Raw genomic sequence first — 15535 nt, forward strand, 5'->3', positions numbered from 1 at the left:
GCCGGACACGGAGGTGGCCTGGGGAGCGGGATCCCGCTCCCCAGGCCACCTTCGTTCCGTGCTCTGCCTGGCGTCAGCTGCCGGGGCGCGGGACGTCACCGCGCCAGGAACCGGATTCCCGGCCGCGGTTCTCGATGAAGCTCTCGAAGCGCTTCATGTCGCCCTTGATGCGGCGGTCCAGCACGCCGAGCTTGTCGCCGACGTTCTCGATGAACCCCTCCGGGTCGATGTCCATCTGCGCGGTCACCCGCGTGCGGTTGTCATCGATCCGGTGGAAGGTGATGACCCCCGCGTGCCGGGGCCCGTCATCGGAGCGCCACGCGACGCGTTCGTCGGGGTGCTGCTCGGTGATGGTGGCGTCGAACTCGCGCTCGGCACCGCCGATCTTCACCTTCCAATGGGTGTGCGTGTCGTCGAGCTGGCGGACCTCCTCGACCCCTTCCATGAACTCCGGGAAGGATTCGAACTGGGTCCACTGGTTGTACGCGGTGGAAACCGGTACTCCGACTTCGACGGTCTCGGTGATCGTTCCCACGGGTTCTCCTCGATCGCGGTTGCTTACGCGATCCGGGTACCCGTGTTCCGCTCGGTCACACACGTCGCGTGGATGTAGTCGAGTGCGTCCTGCCGCGGGGACTCGGCCAGCACCGTGGTCCACCCCGCCGGGATCTCGACGAACGACGGCCACAGCGAGTACCGGCCGTTCTCGTTCAACAACACCACGAACCGGCCCCGGGGATCCGCGAACGGATTGCTCATCACCGCCGACCTTTCCTGCCCCTCTGACGGCCGGTTCCCCGCCGGCCCGCTACCCCACGGTAGGCAGGCGGCGACGCGGGGGCAAAGGTTTCTCCGGGGTTCGCTGTCCACCCGCCGGCCACCGGCGAGTAACTCGGTGTCGTTCTCCCTGGTCAGACGCCCGCGGTGACCTCTTCGCCGAACAGCAGCTCGGTCTGCTTCGCGGTGATGAACGTAATGGCCTCGGCCCGCCAGGTGGCGGGCAGGGCCACCCGCCACCCCCGCGGCACGTCCACGTAGGACGGCCAGAGCGAGTGCTCGCCGCTCGCGCCTTCCAGCACCAGGAAGCGCGCGCCGGGATCGTCAAGGAACGGGTCCACGGGCCCTCCTCGGGCGATCGGGTACCGCCGCTCACGCGGTGTCACGAGGCGCACTTCTCCTCGGCCAGCGCCGGTGCCTCCCAGCCGGTGGCCTCGGCCCACTCCCTGGCGCGCCGCTGCTTGTCCGCCCGGTCCGAACGCGGGAGCTGGGCGTAGGCCACGTCCCGGACCAGCGAGTGGCCGAACACGTAGGCCGCCTCCCCACCCGCCCCCGCCGGGCGGGCCCGGCGCAGGAACTCCAGGCGTTCCAGGTTGCCCAGGGATCTGGCGGCCTCGGCCTGCTCGCGGTCGCCGACCGCGGCCACCGCCGCCGGGGTGACCGGCTCACCGACCACCGAAGCGTCGAGCAGGACCGCCTTGTCCACCGCGGGGAGGGTGTCCAGCCGGGCGGCGATCACGCTGTGCACCGCCTGCGGCAGCGGCAGCTGGTCGCGCTCGGAGTCGGGCCAGTCCCCGCTGCGCAGGCGATCGGCCAGCACACGGGCGTACTCGACGGCGAACAAGGGGTTCCCGCCGACCCGCACGGCGAGCACGCGGCAGAACTCGGTGAGCGAGTCCTGCACGATCGGGTCCTGCTCGGCCTCGGCCGGGTCACCGGCCACCAGGTGCCGCAGGATCCCGGCGATCTCGTTGTCGGACAACGGATCCATCGTCGTGGTGGTGGCGTGGCGCCGTCCCCCGCCCCAGCCGGGACGGCGCTGCAGCAGTTCCGGGCGCGCGGTGGCCACCACGAACAGCGGCACCGGCGCGGCGTGGTCGGACAGTTCGTCGACGAAGTCCAGCAGTTCGTCGGTGGCCCAGTGCAGGTCCTCCAGCACCACGACCACCGGCCCGGCGACCGCGATGGCTTCGAGGAACCGGCACCACGCGGCCAGCATCTGCCCGGGATCGGCGGGCTGGTCGCCCAGCCCGGCCAGGCGGCACAGGTTCTCGCGCATCCAGGCGGCGGCCTCGGCGGGCACCGCGAGCCGGTCGATCGCGGTGGCGATCTTTTCGCGCACCAGCCCGGCGGAGTCGGCGGCGGAGAAGCCGCAGTGCTCACGCAGGACCCCGGTCAGCGCGGCGTAGGGCGCTTCGGCGGCGAACGGCTGGGTGTTGCCGGTCAGCGCGGCGGCGATCTCACCCCGCTCGGCGGCCTGCCTGCCGAACTCCGCGAGCAGCCTGCTCTTGCCGATGCCCGGCTCGCCCAGCATGGTCACCAGGTGCGGGCGCCGCCAGCCGCGGACCTGCCCGAGCAGGCTGCGCAGCACCTGGAGTTCGTGGTCCCGCCCGACCAGGCCCGGCCCGGTCGCCGGCACGCTGATCGCCCGCGGCGCGGGCGCCACGGCCAGCGCGCCCCGGCCGCCACCGGGGACGGGGGCGTAGGTGATGGCCTCGTCGGTGGCGTGCCGGGTGGCGTCGCAGACGAGGATGTCGCCGTCGGGCACCGCGGACAGCAGGCGCGCGCAGCCGTCCATCACCGAGCCGGTGACCATGGGCGGCGCGTCGCAGGACCCGTAGCGGACCAGCGCGCTGCCGGTGGCCACCGCGACCCCGACGCTGATGCCGGTGGCCGCGCGGACCCCGAGTTCGGGGATCTCGTCGGCGAGGAACCGGTCGCGGATGGCCAGCGCCGCCCGGACCGCGCGCTCGGCGTCGTTCTCGTGGTTGCGGGGCACGCCGAACAACACCAGGTACATCGGGCCGATCGAGCCGCCCGCCACCCCGTCGAAGCGCCGGACCTCACCGCCGATGATGGCGCTGATCCCGCGCATGGCCTCGTCGACGTCCTCGGGATCGGCGTCGGCCATGCCCGGCCCGAGTTGCGCGGAAACCAGGACCGCGCTGACGTTCTTGCGTTCCGCCCTGGCGTCGGCCGGGGCCGACGGCGGCAGCCGGACGGCGGCGACCGGGACCGCGTCGGCGGTCTTGACCGGTTCGGGCTTGTCCTGGCGCACGGGCGGTTCCGGGGAGGGCTGGCGCTGACCGGGGATGGTCCGCGTCCCGGCGCCGACGGTGGCGGGGTTGATCGTCGTGGCCACGCGGATCTGCCCGGCGGGCACCCCCGGCACGGTCAGCGCGGCGTCCTGGTTGAGGATCATGCGCTGCAGTTCGCGGAGTTCGCGGCCGGGTTCGATGCCGAGGCCGTCGACGAGCAGCGCGTAGGTGCGGCGGTAGACGTCGAGCGCGTCGGCCTGCCTGCCGGAGCGGTAGAGCGCGAGCATCAACTGCCCGCACAGCCGCTCGCGCAGCGGTTCGGTGGCCACGACCTCTTCGAGTTCGGCGATCACCTCGTGGTGGCGCCCGCAGCTCAGCTCCGCCTCGAACCGATCCTCCAGCGCGACCAGCTTCAGCTTCTCCAGCGCGGCCAGTTCGGGCCAGGCGATGCCGGTCTCGACGAGGTCGGCCAGCGCGGGCCCGCGCCAGAGGCCGAGTGCCTCGCGCAGGGTGCGGGCGGCCGGTTCGGCCAGTCCCTCGGCCAGTTCCGCGCGGCCGCGCTCGGCGAGGGTCTGGAAGTGGTGCAGGTCGACCGACTCGGGGTCCACGCGCAGGAGGTAACCGGGGGCGTGGGTGAGCAGCATCGGGGTGCGGCCGGCGGCGTGCGGGCGGGAAGCCAGGGTGCGGCGGATACCGGAGACGGCGTTCTGCACCATCTTGCGCCCGGTCGAGGGCACGCCGTCGGCCCAGAGCGCCTTGACCACGTGACTGGTCGGCACCACGTGGTTCGCGTGCAGCAGGAGGTACCCGAGCACGGCCCGCTGCTTCACGCCGCTCAGTTCCACCGGCGGCCCGTCGTCCACTATCTCCAGGGAACCGAGAACGCAGAACCTCACGAACATTCACCCCGACTCTGGCCGGTCAAACTCGAAAAACTTTCACATCGAGCGAGTTCCGGCATTTCGGACCGAAATCCGCTTCCTCGGGCGGTCGCCGGATCGCCGATCAATCGCTTGTGGCAATTGACCGGCCCCCGGCAGCGGAGTCGCCGCGACGTCCTCCGCGCCCACCGAGCGGGCCCCAGTCCCTCGACTCATGTAACTGCTCGAGTGCACCTATCGTCACACATGAGTCACTCCACAGGTACTGCGGAACTCCACAGGTCGATCCACAGAGATGTTGGGAACTATCCGCCCGACCTGCGTAACAGCGTCATAGAACTGGGTGAAATGCCTTGGATGGCAAGGAAATCGCAGGTTCACCGGCGGATGCTCCCCCGCGCGGGGGTGGTTCGACGGCACCACGGAGCGCCACAGTGGATGATCACGAACCGTAGTCCCCGCGCACTCCCGGTGACCCCTCCGCAGGGCCGCGGACCACCGGGGGCGCCCCGGAGGGCGCGCCGCGGCGGGCAACCTTAAGTGCATGTTAATTCGCCACATGGGGGGACAGGCTCGCCTAAGATACGGATTGCCCAAACCGGTCCGGTCGCGCAGTTCGGCCCGTCAGCGGGAGGTGTCCATTAATGCGCTCTAACGTGAAACGCGCACGCAACACAGTGAACACCGTCGCGTTCGATCTCGCAGCCCCGGCGGCGAGAATCACACTTTCCGCCGCCCTCGCCCGGTCCGCGACTCCCCCGGTCGGCGGTACCCGGCGAGGACTCGCCTTGACAGCCGTCGGACTCCGGTGACAGGGTCGCTCGATAACCTGTCGGACAGCCGGACAGGACGCTGGTCAGCGCGAGCACCCCGGGCCGGGAACAGGACACGGGAGGTAGCCGTGGAGGGTTTCGCCCCACACGCGCCGCGGCTTCGCGGGCGCGCCGGGCAGCTGCGCCTGCTCGGTGAGCACCTCGACGCGGTGGCCTGCGGCCGCCCCACCATCGCGAACCTGGCCGGTACCGCCGGTTCCGGCAAGACCGCCCTGCTCGCCGCGGCCGCCGACGAGGCCGCCTCACGGGGTTTCCGCGTGCTCACCGCCCGCTCCGCCCGGCTCGAACGCGACTTCGTCTTCGGCGTGGTGCGCCAGTTGCTGGAGAGCACGGTCTTCGAAGCGAGCCAGGAGGAGCGCGAGCGGCTGCTCGCCGGGCCCGCCGCGTTCGCCGTGGAAGTACTGGAAGCCGGACCGTCGGCCACCGCGGTGGACCTGCACTCCACCTTCCACTCCCTGTGGCACCTGTCGAGGTTCCTCGCCGAGGGTTCCCCGCTGCTGCTGGTGATCGACGACGTGCACTTCGCGGATTCGCTGTCCACCCAATGGCTCGACTACGTCTCGCGGCGGCTTTCGGGGCAGCGCATCGGCATCTTCACCGCCGGCACCCGCGGCGCCGAGGCCGGCCCGTTCGGCAAGGCACCCGGGGTCACCGGCGCGGAGCAGCTGGAGCTCGGCGGCCTGGACACCGAGGCGATCACCGAACTGCTCACCGACACCCTCGGCGAGGACGTCTCCGCCGAGTTCGTCCGCACCTGCCAGACCGTGACCGCCGGGAACCCGGCGCTGCTCGAAGGCCTGCTGCGTTCCTGCCACGCGGCAGGCGAGCGGCTGGACCTGTCCCGGTTCGGCGCGCAGGAGCTGGCCACCACCATCTACCACCGGCTGGAGCAGGAGGACACCGCGCTGGTCTCGCTGGCGCAGGCGATCGCCGCGCTCGAGGGCACCGACGCCGACCTGGAACTGGCCGCCGCGGTCGCCGGACTGCCCGCCTCGGCCACCTTCTGGGCCGCGCGTCGGCTGCGGGAGATGGGTCTGCTCGCCGACACCGACACGCTGACCTTCACCGAGCGCGGCATCCAGGCCGCGATCGCCTGCCGCCTGACCCCGCAGGACCTGCACACCGCGCACACCAAGGCCGCCCGCTTCCTCAACGGCGTGCACGCGCCCTGCGCCCGCATCGCCGCGCACCTGCAGGAAACCCGGCAGGTGGGTCAGGACTGGGCGGTGCACACGCTGCTGACCGCCGCGCGGGACGCGATCACCGACGGCGACCCGAACACCGCCGTCGTGCACCTGCGCCGGGTGCTGCACGAGCCGCTGTCCGCCGAGCAGCGCAACGAGGTGCTGTTCGAACTGGGCTCCGCCGAGATCCACGCCGACCCGCCCGCGGCCGTGCACCACCTGTCCATGGTGGAGTCGGAGGGCGCGGATCCCCGGCGCCAGGCCAGGATCGCCACCCTGCTGGCCGGTGCACTGTCCGAATGCGACAGATTCCGGGAGTCGCTGAACGTGCTGCAGAACGCGGTCGACCGGCTCGACCCGCAGCACCCGGAACTGGCCTCGGAGCTGGAAACCGAGATCCTGTACCTGTCGCGCCACGATCCGCACACCGCGACCACCGTGCCGCAGCGCTTGGCGAACCTGCGGCGCCGCAACAGTTCCACCCCGCAGGCGCGGCGGCGGCTCAACGCCTTCGTGGCCGAACACGGCGCGGTGGCACTGGACCACATGTCGGCCGCGGCCCTGCGCCGCCTGGCGTTGGACTCCACCCCACCGGGCCCGCTGAACGATCTGGGCGAGCTGCGCGCGTTCGGCGCGGTGGTCGGCGCACTGTCCAATTTGGAGGAGTACGACCTCGCACTGCAGATCTGCGAGGAAGTGCTCGACGACCGGCGGCGCAGCCTGCCGCTGGCGACCGGGCTGGCCAGTGCCTACTGCGCGGACATCCGGTACCAGATCGGCCAGCTCACCTCCGCCCGCTCCGACGCGCAGACCGCGCGGGACAAGCTGGAAGCCTTCGAGATCCGCCGCGGCATCATCCCGGCCCTGCTCGACGGCACCGAAATGCGCCTGGCCGCGATCCAGCAGGACACCGAAGCCGCCGAACGCCTGCTGGCGCGCCACCGCCACATCGCGAAGACCACGTACCTGCGCACCTGCATGGCCCTGCACGGCCGCGGCCTGCTGCACGCGTCGCTGGGCAACCACACCGCCGCCCTGAACGACCAACTCGACTGCGGGCGGCGCCTGGAACGCTTCGGCTACGTCGACCACCCGCAGATCCCGTGGCGCGTACCCGCGGCACTGGCCCAGTTCCAGCTCGGGAACCACGAAGAAGCCATCCTGCTGGCGAAAACCCAGCTCGCCTTCGCCCGTAAGCGAGGCCTGCCGCGCACCCTCGGCATCGCTCTGCACACCGCCGCCACCGTCACCGAAGACGCGCGTTCCGTCGATCTCCTGACCGAAGCGGTGGAGGTACTGGGCCGCTCGCAGGCGAAACTGGAATACGCGCAGGCGCAAGCCGAACTCGCGGTCCAACTGGGCTGCGCCGGCGGCCACGACCAAGCCGCGACCATGCTGCACCAAGCCATGTCGACCGCCACCGCCTGCGGCGCCATCGCCCTGGCGGGCCGGATCCACCAGCAACTGCACTCGCCCGCCACCGCGCAACCCCAGGTCCTCACCCGGCGGGAACACAACATCGCCACCCTGGCCGCCCAGGGCAAGAGCAACCCGGAAATCGCGCAGGCCCTGGTCCTGAGCCGCCGCACCATCGAATTCCACCTGACGAACATCTACCGCAAACTGGGCATCTCACGGCGGAACCAACTAACCCAGTCCCTGGTCGGCTCCACCACCCCCATCTAGGCTCCACCCCGATGTCCTCCACGCCGGACACAAATGTGGCTTTCGGGGCATATTCGGCCCCCAAAGCCACATTCGTGTCCGCGATGACCTCCGCCCAAATGCGCCAGTGTGTGATTCAGCCGCAGGAGCGGCCGAGGCCTCCCCAAGATGCCGTGAATGTGGCTTTCACGGCGATTTCCGCCGTGAAAGCCACATTCACGGCACCAGTCACCCCCACCACCCCACCGCACCCGGGCACCCCACCCTAACCACCGCGTCACCCAGCCCTCCCCATCCCCGGTCCCCAGCCCAAAACACGGCGGTGGCCTCGATGTCAAGGCATCTTTCCCGCCTTGACATCGAGGCCACCGCCGTAGTCACAATCAAAAACCGGGGTGGCCCAACAAAACACCTACGAAGCAACAACCGCGCTCAAAGATTTCTCCACCAGTTCCAGATGCACAGTCATCGCCCCTTCAGCAGCCTCAACCGCCCCCGAACCAATGGCCTCCACGATCACCTCATGCTCCCGGTTCGACCGTTCCCGTCGATCCGCGAGTTTGTTCAGGAAGAACGACTGCTGCCGCAACGCGTCCCGGATTTCCTCGATGACCTTCGCGAACACCGGGTTCCCCGAAGCCTGCGCCACGCTGATGTGGAACAGCGTGTCCAGCGCGACCCAAGCCGTGTCGTCGGTCTCCTGTCGCATTCGTTCGGTCAGCGAGGCGAGCCGGTCGAGGTCGTCGGCGCCGCGGCGGAGGGCGGCGTATCCGGCGACCGGGATTTCCACGTGCCGCCGCACTTCGAGCAGGTCCCGCGCCGAGTACGAGCCGAAGATCGGGTTCTGCGCCGCGCCCGCGGCCTGCACGTAGGTGCCCTTGCCGGTCCGCGACACCGTCAGCCCCAGCGCCGCCGAAGCTCGCAGCGCTTCCCGGATCACCGACCGGCTGACCCCGAACGTCTGCGCCATCGCCGCCTCGGCCGGGAGCTTGTCGCCGACGTGGTACTCGCCACGCTCGATGGCCCCGCGGATTTCGCCGAGCACGGCCTCCATCGCGGTCACCCGGCGAGGCACGGCCCCGCCTGTCCGCCTGTCTGACAGGCTCATGGCGATACAAAGTGACACGACCGCCCACCGGTGTCAAGCAAGCGGTTCGACAGCTCGCTCTCAGGATTTCGTCATGTTCGGTCCATAACCTCGAAACCGGACAATCGACACACCGAGCGCGCCGAGGAGTTCCATGACGCCGCCCGCCCGCACCTCGCCGGCCGACACCGTCGCCGGGTTCGCCGCACTGGCCACCGGCATCGTGCTGATCGCGCTGCTGCACGTCCTGCCGGGGACCGCCGGTATCAGCCCGGTCCGCCGGACCATCAGCCAGTACGCGCTCACCGACAGCCGCTGGATCTTCGACCTCGGCGTCGTGCTCGTCGCGGTCGGCTCGGCCGTGCTGCTCTTCGCGCTGATCCGGCGCGGCCTGCTCGCCCCGGTGTCCGCGGCCGGCGTGTTCGGCGGCCTGTGGACCGCCAGCCTGCTGCTGATCGTGGCGTTCCCGAAGACGAACTGGGCGATCGGCCCGAGCCTCGGCGGCGCCATCCACCGGTACGCCAGCGTGGTCGCGTTCGTCGCGCTGCCGCTGGCGGTGATCATCGGCGCCCGCTCGGTGTTCCGGCACTCCCCCACCGCCCGCCGGATCGCGGTGTTCTTCGGGATCACCTCGCTGATGTGGTTCGGCCTGATCCTCGTCGGCGTGCTGAACATGCTCGCCGGCGGCGAGGCGTGGTGGACCTTCGTGCCGCTGGGCCTGGTCGAGCGGCTGATGGCGCTGAACGAGATGTTCGCGCTCGCCGCACTCGGCTACGGCGCCCTGCGCGTGCAGCAGCCGATCGAGGAGAACATGACGCAGGTCACACCCGAGGGGGAACCGGGACTAGTAACTTCCTAAGCGCTTGCTTAGCGCGGCGGCCGGGCGCATGCTCGAAGCCGTCGCGCTTTCGTACTCGCTTCAGGAGGAACAAGTGACCCAGTCCCCTTCCCGTGTCGCGATCGTCACCGGCGCCGGTCGCGGTATCGGCGCGGCGGTGGCCGCGCGGTTGTCCGCGGACGGATTCGCCGTCGGACTGCTGGACCTGGACGCCGACGCCGTCAAGCAGGGTGCCGAGACGCTGACCGCGGGCGGTGGCCGCGCCGTCGGCGTCAGCCTGGACGTCAGTGACGCCGAGCAGGTGGAACGCGCGGTCGCGCGGGTGGCCGACGAGCTCGGCCCGCCGACCGTGCTGATCAACAACGCCGGCATCACCCGCGACAACCTGCTGTTCAAGATGACCGACCAGGACTGGGACTCGGTCATCGGCGTGCACCTGCGCGGCTCGTTCCTGATGACGCGCGCGGTCCAGAAGCACATGACCGAGCAGGGCTGGGGCCGGATCGTCAACCTGTCGAGCACCTCGGCGCTGGGCAACCGCGGTCAGGTCAACTACTCCGCGGCGAAGGCCGGGCTGCAGGGCTTCACCAAGACGCTGGCCATCGAGCTGGGCAAGTTCGGCGTCACCGCGAACGCCATCGCGCCGGGCTTCATCGCCACCGACATGACCGCCGCCACCGCCGAGCGGGTGGGCATGGACTTCGAGGACTTCAAGAAGGCCGCCGCCGAGCAGATCCCGGTGCGCCGCGTCGGCGAGCCCGCCGACATCGCCAACCTGGCGGCGTTCCTGGTCAGCGAGGGCGCCGGGTTCATCTCCGGCCAGGTCATCTACGTCGCCGGCGGACCGAAGGACTGACGACCATGCGTACTTTCCCCGACGTCGACGCCTTCACCGCCGCGGTCGGCGAGCACCTGGGCCACAGCGAGTGGCTGACGATCACCCAGGAGCAGGTCCAGCAGTTCGCCGACGCCACCGGTGACCACCAGTGGATCCACCTGGACACCGAGCGGGCCGCGGCCGGGCCGTTCGGCGGCACCATCGCGCACGGCTACCTGACCCTGTCGCTCATCCCCCGGTTCGGCAAGGACATCTACCGGGTGGACAACCTGTCCATGGGCATCAACTACGGCCTGAACAAGGTGCGGTTCCCGCAGCCGGTGAAGGTCGGCTCGAAGGTGCGCGCCGGCGCCGAACTCGTCGAGGTGACCGACGTGCCGGGCGGCAAGCAGGCGGTGGTCCGGTGGACCATCGAGATCGACGGCGAGGCGAAGCCCGCATGCGTGGCCGAGACCGTCGCCCGGCTGATCCGCTGAGCCCGGCCACCGGGCGGCACCCGGCCCACCCGCCTGTACTCCATACCGACTAGTCGGTACGCTTACCGGAACGCCGAAATTCGACAGGAGAGCAGATGGCCACCCGCGAAGACCTGCCCGGACTCGACCTCGAGCGCCTGCGCGCGCACGTGGACGAGGTGCTGCCCGGACTGCTGTCGGGACCGCTGCGCGGCACGGTCGTCGAGGGTGGCCGCTCCAACCTCACCTACGTGGTCGGCGACGGTACCGGCCAGTGGGTGGTGCGCCGCCCGCCGCTGGGGCACGTGCTGCCCACCGCGCACGACATGGTGCGCGAACACCGGGTGATCACCGCGCTGCACCCCACCCGGGTGCCGGTGCCGGAGACGCTGCTGCTGTGCCAGGACACCGAGGTGCTCGGCGCGCCGTTCTACCTGATGGAGTTCGTCACCGGCACGCCGTACCGCGCCCGCGAGGAGATGGAGGCGCTCGGCGAGCAGCGCACCCGTGACATCGCGCTGGCGCTGGTGGACACCCTCGTCGACCTGCACGCGGTGGACCCGGCGGCGGTGGGGCTCGGTGACTTCGGCCGTCCCGAGGGGTTCCTCGAACGGCAGTTGCGGCGCTGGAAGAAGCAACTGGACGGCTCGCGCAGCCGGGAGGTCCCCGGGATCGACCGCCTGCACGACCGGCTGGCCGCCGCGGTGCCGGTTTCGGGCCCGCCCGCGGTGATCCACGGCGACTACCGGCTGGACAACGTGCTCGTCGCGCAGGACGGCACCGGCGACCGGATCACCGCGGTGCTGGACTGGGAGATGTCCACCCTCGGCGACCCGCTCACCGACGTCGCGCTGCTGCTGGCCTACGCCGAGCGGGACGCGGTGAACCTCGGTTTCGTCTCCAGCGCGACTTCGGCGGCGGGCTACCCGACCTCGGACGAGGTGGTCTCGCGCTACGCCGAGCGCTCCGGGCGGGACGTGTCGAAGCTGAACTGGTACGTCGGGTTCGCCTTCTTCAAGCTCGCGGTGATCCTGGAGGGCATCTACTTCCGCTTCACGCAGGGGAAAACGGTGGGCGAAGGCTTCGAGAAGGTCGGGGCCGGCGTGGCTCCGCTGGTCGCACACGGCAACGAGATTCTCAAAGAGGAGAAGTGACGATGGAATTCGCCTACGACGCGAAGACCGAGGAACTCCGGGAGCGCCTGCTGTCCTTCATGGACGAGCACGTCTACCCGGCCGAAGCGGTGTTCGAGGAACAGCTCGCCGAGCGCGACAGCGAGTGGACCAGCGTGCCGATCGTCGAGGAGCTCAAGGCGGAGGCCCGCCGTCGCGGGCTGTGGAACTTCTTCCTGCCCGGCGACCACGGCGGCGGCCTGACCAACCTGCAGTACGCGCCGCTGGCGGAGATCACCGGGCACAGCCCCCGGCTGGCCCCGGCCGCGCTGAACTGCGCCGCCCCGGACACCGGGAACATGGAAGTGCTCGCCATGTTCGGCACCGAGCAGCAGCGCAAGCAGTGGCTGCAGCCGTTGCTGGACGGGGAGATCCGCTCGGCCTTCGCGATGACCGAGCCCGACGTGGCCTCGTCCGACGCGCGCAACATCTCCACCCGCATCGAGCGCGACGGCGACGAGTACGTGATCAACGGCCGGAAGTGGTTCATCTCCGGCGCGATGAACCCGAACTGCCAGATCTTCATCGTGATGGGCAAGACCGATCCGGACGCGCCGCCGCACCGGCAGCAGAGCATGATCCTGGTCCCCCGCGACACCCCGGGCATGACCGTCAAGCGCGGCATGAAGGTGTTCGGCTACAGCGACGGCGACCACGGCGGGCACGCCGAAGTGGTGTTCGAGAACGTGCGCGTGCCCGCGGAGAACCTGCTCACCGAGGAGGGCAGCGGGTTCGCCATCGCGCAGGCGCGGCTCGGCCCCGGCCGGATCCACCACTGCATGCGGCTGATCGGCATGGCCGAGCGGGCGCTGAAGCTGATGTGCGAGCGCACGCTGTCGCGGTCCACCTTCGGCAAGCCGATCGCCGAGCAGGGCGTGGTCCAGGACTGGATCGCCGAATCGCGCGTGCGGATCGAGCAGCTGCGGCTGCTGGTGCTCAAGACCGCGTGGCTGATGGACACCGCGGGCAACCAGGGCGCGCACACCGAGATCCAGTCGATCAAGATCGCCACCCCCGCCTCGGTGGAGTGGATCATCGACAAGGCCATCCAGGCCCACGGCGCCGGTGGGGTCAGCCAGGACTTCCCGCTGGCCGAGCTGTGGATGTCGGCGCGGATGCTGCGCCTGGCCGACGGCCCGGACGAGGTGCACAAGCGCTCGCTGGCGCACCGTGAACTCAAGCAGTACCGGACGGAGCACGCCCGATGACCCTCACCGCCGACGACCTGCGCGAGCGGACGCGGAAACTGCTCGACGAGCACGACACCGCCGACCGGTCCGCCTTCCTCCAGGCCCGGTTCGACGCCGGACTGGCCTGGGTGCACTTCCCCGAAGGCCTGGGCGGGCTGGACGCGCCGCGGGCGCTGCAGTCCGTTGTGGACGCCGAACTGGCCGCGGCCGGGGCGCCGGACAACGACCCGCGCCGCATCGGCATCGGGCTGGGCATGGCCGCCCCGACCATCCTCAAGTTCGGGAACGACGAACAACGCAAGCGCTACCTCCGTCCACTGTGGATCGGCGAAGAGGTCTGGTGCCAGCTGTTCTCCGAGCCCGGCGCGGGCTCGGACCTCGCGGCGCTGGGTACCCGCGCGGTGCGCGAGGGGGAAGACTGGGTGGTCACGGGGCAGAAGGTGTGGACCTCCAGCGCCCACACCGCGCGCTTCGCCATCCTGGTCACCCGCACCGATCCGGACGTGCCCAAGCACCAAGGCATGACCTACTTCATCTGCGACATGCACGCCCCCGGCGTCGAGGTCCGGCCGCTGCGGCAGATCACCGGTGAGGCCGAGTTCAACGAGGTCTTCCTGACCGGGGTCCGCATCCCGGACGCGAACCGGCTCGGCGAGGTCGGTGAGGGCTGGAAGGTCGCGCAGACCACGCTGATGAACGAGCGGGTCGCGATCGGCGGGCACGCCATCCCGCGCGAGGGCGGCATGATCGGCATCGCCGCGAAGCTGTGGCGTGAACGGCCGGAGCTGCGCACGCCGGAACTGCACGACCGGCTGCTGCGGTTGTGGGTGCGGTCCGAAGGCGTGCGGCTGGCCGGGACGCGGCTGCGCCAGCAGCTCGCGGCGGGTTCGCCCGGCCCGGAGGGCTCGGGGATGAAGCTCGCCTTCTCCACGCTGAACCAGGAGATCTCCGGGCTGGAACTGGAACTGCTGGGCGAAGAGGGCCTGCGCTACGACGACTGGACCATGCGCCGTCCGGACAAGGTGGACTTCACCGGGCGTGAAGCCGGGTACCGCTACCTGCGGGCCAAGGGGAACTCCATCGAGGGCGGCACCTCGGAGGTCCTGCGCAACATCATCTCGGAGCGGGTGCTCGGGCTGCCGTCCGAGCCGCGCGTGGACAAGGACGTCGCCTGGAAGGACCTGCCCCGATGACCGCGGATCTGCTGTACTCCGACGTCGAGGACGACCTGCGGGCGAGCGTGCGGGCGCTGCTCGCCGACCACTGCGAGCCCTCGGCGCTGCTCAAGCGGGCGGAAAGCGGTGAGCCGTACGACCTGAAGCTGTGGCGCGCGCTGGCCGGTGACCTCGGCGCCGCCGGGCTGCAGGTGCCCGAGGACCGCGGCGGGCACGGGGCGTCGGCCCGGGAAATCGCGCTGGTGCTGGAAGAACTGGGCCGCAGCGTGGCACCGGTGCCGTTCCTCGGCAGCGCGGTGCTGGCCACCAACGCGCTGCTCGCCACCGGCACGGACCACGAACTGCTGGGCAAACTGGCCGCGGGCACCACGACCGCCGCGCTGGCCGTGCCGCTGTCCAGCACACCGGACACCTTCAAGTCCACAGTGGAGGTTGCGGACGGGGTGCTGACCGGCCGGGTGGGCACGGTCGCCGACGCCTCGGTGGCGGACGTCCTCGTCGTGCCCGCCGGGGACGGCCTGTACCTCGTGGACTCCGGGTTCACCGTGTCGGAGCTGGTCTCACTGGACCTGACCCGGCGCGTCGCCGATGTGACGCTCTCCGGCGCCCACGGCACGCTGATCGCTTCGGGCGCCGCGGCGACGGAAGCGCTGACCGCGGCCCTGACCGCCGGTGCCGCCCTGCTGGCGTCCGAGCAGCTGGGCCTGGCGGACTGGTGCCTCGAGGAAACCGTGCGCTACCTGAAAGGGCGGTACCAGTTCGGCCGTCCGGTGGGTTCGTTCCAGGCGCTGAAGCACCGGCTCGCGGACCTGTGGCTGGAACTGGTCTCGGCCCGCGCCGCCGCGCGCTACGCCGCGGACTGCCTGGCGCGGCAGGACCCGGACCTCCCGGTGGCGGCCGCGGTGGCGCAGGCGCTGTGCTCGGACATCGCGGTGCACGCGGCCGAGGAGTGCGTCCAGCTGCACGCGGGGATCGGCATGACCTGGGAACACCCGGCGCACCTGTACCTGAAGCGGGCGAAGGCGAACCAGATCGCCCTGGGCACCGCGGGCCGCCACCGCGCCGCCCTGGCCACCCTGCTGGACCTCCCGGGCTAGCTACCCAGGACACAAATGTGGCTTTGGGGGCGGATTCGGCCCCCAAAGCCACATTTGTGTCCCTCCCCCTGAGACCCGTGCGCCC

Annotated in this window: 13 protein-coding genes; 8 read left to right on the forward strand and 5 right to left on the reverse strand. The window is 70.7% G+C overall.

Annotated features, from left to right (window positions below; all coding sequences use genetic code 11):
• Positions 1-73: 73 nt before the first annotated feature.
• The 4 genes from JOM49_RS32620 to JOM49_RS32635 all read right to left on the reverse strand — a co-directional run bounded on the left by JOM49_RS32620 (position 74) and on the right by JOM49_RS32635 (position 3931).
• On the reverse strand, positions 74-535 hold the full coding sequence (locus tag JOM49_RS32620) for an SRPBCC family protein (protein ID WP_209668011.1): 462 nt from the start codon (positions 533-535) through the stop codon (positions 74-76).
• A gap of 23 nt (positions 536-558) precedes the next feature.
• Entirely contained in the window at positions 559-759 is a 201-nt protein-coding gene (locus JOM49_RS32625) for an MbtH family protein (RefSeq protein ID WP_245369549.1), read from the reverse strand.
• A 152-nt stretch (positions 760-911) separates the two neighbouring features.
• Positions 912-1118, reverse strand: coding sequence for an MbtH family NRPS accessory protein (locus tag JOM49_RS43915; RefSeq protein WP_209668013.1), 207 nt, complete (start codon positions 1116-1118; stop codon positions 912-914).
• A 41-nt stretch (positions 1119-1159) separates the two neighbouring features.
• Entirely contained in the window at positions 1160-3931 is a 2772-nt protein-coding gene (locus JOM49_RS32635; RefSeq protein ID WP_209668014.1) for an AfsR/SARP family transcriptional regulator, read from the reverse strand.
• A gap of 886 nt (positions 3932-4817) precedes the next feature.
• Between JOM49_RS32635 and JOM49_RS32640 the strand changes: the two genes are divergently transcribed.
• Positions 4818-7619 carry an AAA family ATPase gene (locus tag JOM49_RS32640; RefSeq protein WP_209668015.1) on the forward strand — a complete coding sequence of 934 codons (2802 nt, stop codon included), beginning with the start codon at positions 4818-4820 and terminating at the stop codon, positions 7617-7619.
• Positions 7620-8010: 391 nt separating this feature from the next.
• On the opposite strand, the gene JOM49_RS32645 is transcribed toward JOM49_RS32640, so the two are convergent.
• Complete coding sequence (locus tag JOM49_RS32645; protein ID WP_209671876.1) at positions 8011-8652, reverse strand: FadR/GntR family transcriptional regulator; 642 nt, start codon at positions 8650-8652, stop codon at positions 8011-8013.
• Between the two features lie 187 nt (positions 8653-8839).
• On the opposite strand from JOM49_RS32645, the gene JOM49_RS32650 reads away from it, so the two are divergent.
• The 7 genes from JOM49_RS32650 (at position 8840) to JOM49_RS32680 (ending at position 15450) form a co-directional block, all read left to right on the forward strand.
• Entirely contained in the window at positions 8840-9544 is a 705-nt protein-coding gene (locus tag JOM49_RS32650) for a DUF998 domain-containing protein (RefSeq protein WP_209668016.1), read from the forward strand.
• Between the two features lie 73 nt (positions 9545-9617).
• Positions 9618-10379, forward strand: a complete 762-nt coding sequence (gene fabG, locus JOM49_RS32655; RefSeq protein WP_209668017.1) for a 3-oxoacyl-ACP reductase FabG — start codon at positions 9618-9620, stop codon at positions 10377-10379.
• Positions 10380-10384: 5 nt separating this feature from the next.
• The gene (locus tag JOM49_RS32660; protein WP_209668018.1) at positions 10385-10837 is read left to right on the forward strand and encodes a MaoC family dehydratase; all 453 of its coding nucleotides are present in this window, start codon (positions 10385-10387) and stop codon (positions 10835-10837) included.
• Positions 10838-10932: 95 nt separating this feature from the next.
• Positions 10933-11970, forward strand: coding sequence for a phosphotransferase family protein (locus JOM49_RS32665; protein ID WP_209668019.1), 1038 nt, complete (start codon positions 10933-10935; stop codon positions 11968-11970).
• Between the two features lie 2 nt (positions 11971-11972).
• Positions 11973-13196, forward strand: a complete 1224-nt coding sequence (locus JOM49_RS32670) for an acyl-CoA dehydrogenase family protein (RefSeq protein ID WP_209671878.1) — start codon at positions 11973-11975, stop codon at positions 13194-13196.
• On the forward strand, positions 13193-14371 hold the full coding sequence (locus tag JOM49_RS32675; protein WP_209668020.1) for an acyl-CoA dehydrogenase family protein: 1179 nt from the start codon (positions 13193-13195) through the stop codon (positions 14369-14371). The genes JOM49_RS32670 and JOM49_RS32675 overlap by 4 nt, the downstream gene beginning before the upstream one ends.
• Positions 14368-15450 carry an acyl-CoA dehydrogenase family protein gene (locus tag JOM49_RS32680; protein WP_209668021.1) on the forward strand — a complete coding sequence of 361 codons (1083 nt, stop codon included), beginning with the start codon at positions 14368-14370 and terminating at the stop codon, positions 15448-15450. Before JOM49_RS32675 ends, JOM49_RS32680 begins: the two co-directional genes overlap by 4 nt.
• Positions 15451-15535: the final 85 nt, after the last annotated feature.

The organism is Amycolatopsis magusensis, from assembly GCF_017875555.1.
Classification (GTDB): Bacteria; Actinomycetota; Actinomycetes; order Mycobacteriales; family Pseudonocardiaceae; genus Amycolatopsis; species Amycolatopsis magusensis.